The 2,494-nt window shown below is 71.2% G+C and carries 2 protein-coding genes; both read left to right on the forward strand.

The features are described 5' to 3' along the window. The coding region (locus WA805_RS16395) for an alginate lyase family protein (RefSeq protein WP_425242761.1) at positions 1-1,721 on the forward strand (1,721 nt) is incomplete at its 5' end. Continuing rightward, positions 1,718-2,494, forward strand: a 777-nt coding sequence (locus WA805_RS16400) for a hypothetical protein (RefSeq protein WP_425242762.1), incomplete at its 3' end; no start/stop codon positions are given. The genes WA805_RS16395 and WA805_RS16400, both read left to right, overlap by 4 nt.

Raw genomic sequence — 2,494 nt, forward strand, 5'->3', positions numbered from 1 at the left:
TGCTCGGCGCGGTGCGGACCGACATGGTCCAGCCGGACTGGTTCTGGGACCCGGTCACGGGCCGGCGGTCGTCACCAGACGCGTACGCGTTCTCGGTGAACCAGCGCGACGAGGCGGCGGTCGGCAACATAAAGCAGGTCTGGGAGGTCAACAGGCTCCAGCACCTGACACTGCTCGCGACCGCCTGGTTCCTCACCGCCGAGGAGGCGTACGCGCAGCGCGTCGCGGACCAGCTTCGCTCGTGGCTACGGGAGAACCCGTTCCTGTCCGGGGTGAACTGGACGAGCGGCATCGAGCTCGGCGTCCGGCTGATCAACCTCGCCTGGATCCGGCGGCTGCTCGACAGCTGGCCAGGGGTCGCCGCCCTGTTCGAGGGTTCCGAAACGACGGTGCGGCAGATCCGCTGGCACCAGGAGTACCTCGCCGCGTTCGAGAGCCGCGGATCCTCGGCGAACAACCACCTGATCGCCGAGGCGGCCGGGCAGCTGGCGGCGAGCTGCGCCTTCCCGTGGTTCCCCGAGAGCGATCGGTGGCGGCGCGAGGCCGCGTCGTTGCTGGCTCGCTCGCTCGCGGACAACACGTTCCCCTCCGGGATCAACCGTGAGCTGGCGTCGGACTACCACGGGTTCGTCTTCGAGCTCGGGGTGTTCGCCGCGGCCGAGGCTGCTGCCGCGGGTACCCCTGTTCCTGATGGCACGTGGCGGCTGCTGTGCTCGATGGCGGACGCGATGGCCGCACTGGTTGATTGCCTGGGCCAGCCGCCCCGCCAGGGCGACTCGGACGAGGGCCGCGTGGTGCTGCTCGACGCTCCCGCACGGGGCCGCTGGCCGGCGCTGCTGGCGCTGGGCGACGGGGTGTTCGGCCGGCTGGCGTGGTGGCCGGCTGTGCCGCCGGATGCCGGCAGCGTGCTGCTCAGGTCGCTGGCAGGTGATGTTGAGGAAGTCAGTGGCCGCCCGGCTGCGCGTCCTGACCGGTTCCCCGATGCTGGCATAAGTTTCCTCAGAACGGCCGCGGCTGACTCACCGGAGCTATGGTGCCGCTGCGATGGCGGGCCGCATGGGTTCCTGAGCATCGCCGCGCACGCGCACGCCGACGCCTTGTCTGTGGAGGTCAGGTACGGCGGCGTCGACGTGCTCGCCGACCCGGGGACGTACTGCTACCACGGTGAGCCCGCGTGGCGGTCCTACTTCCAGTCGACGATCGGGCACAACACCGTCGAGGTCGGCGGCCGGTGGCAGTCGGTGCGCGGCGGCGCGTTCCTGTGGCTCCGGCACGCGGCGGGCCGGGAGATTTCGTTCGCTTCCGACGGGGCCGTGGCCTCGTGGACCGGTGAGCATGACGGCTACCGGCCCGCGGTGCACCGGCGCTCGGCGCGGCTCGACCGGGGCGCCCGTGTCGTGGAGATCACCGACGAGATTTCCGGCGGGCCGCACGACGTGCGGGTCGCCTTCCACCTCGGGCCCGACGTCGCGGTGTCGCTAGCCGGCTCGGTGGCCTCGCTGGCGTGGCCGGACGCGGTGACCCCGGGTGCCGCGGAGCTGATGCTCCCGGCCGGCCTCGAATGGAGCCTGCACCGCGGCGAGACCGAGCCGATCCTTGGCTGGTACTCGGCGGGTCTTGGCCACCGCGTGCCCGCGGTCACGCTGCTCGGACAGGGGCGCTCCCAGCCAGGCGAGAGCCTGGTGACACGTCTGACGTTTGCCGAATCGGAGGCTCCATGACTCAGCAGCAACCGAACTTGCGCCGGTCGATGCGGATAGTGCGGCGGTACAAGGGCATCGTCGGCGGCTTCGCGTTCCTGGGTCTCGTGGCCGGCGTCGGATACGCCTACCTGAATCCGCCGCAGCAGACCAGCTCGGCGCTCGTCATCCTGCCGACGCCGAAGCCGAACATCCAGACCGACACGCTCATCGCGGAAAGCGCCCCCGTGCTGACCGCGGCCCTGCCCAAGATCGGCCACGGGATGACCCTGACCGCCCTGCACCAGGGGATCACCGCCACCGATGCGACGGGCAACGTGATCTCGGTCAATGCGACGGACAAGACAGCCTCCGAGGCCGAGGACGACGCCAACGCGGTCGCGGCCAGCTTCCTTTCCTTCATCGGATCCCCCAACAGCCCGGTCGGTGCGGTAGCCGGACGGGTCTTCGTGCCAGCCAGCACGGCCACCAGCGGCGGGGCGGTCAAGCAGTTCATCCTGTACGGCCCCATCGGCCTAGTGGCGGGGTTGCTCATCGGGTTCATCGTGGCGCTCAGGAAGGACCGGGGCGACCGGCGGCTGCGCACCCGTGACGAGATCGCGAACTCAATCGGGGTCCCGGTGCTGGCCGCGGTGGAGGCGGACCAGCCGGGCGACGCCCAGGCCTGGCTCCGGCTGCTCGCGGAGTACCAGCCGGACGCGGTGCAGGCGTGGACGCTGCGCACCACGCTGACGCGGCTGCGGTCGGCCAGCGGCGGCGCCGGCCCTGGCCAGAACGCCGGGTCTGGGAACGGC

The organism is Trebonia sp., assembly GCF_049794275.1.
GTDB lineage: Bacteria > Actinomycetota > Actinomycetes > Streptosporangiales > Streptosporangiaceae > Trebonia.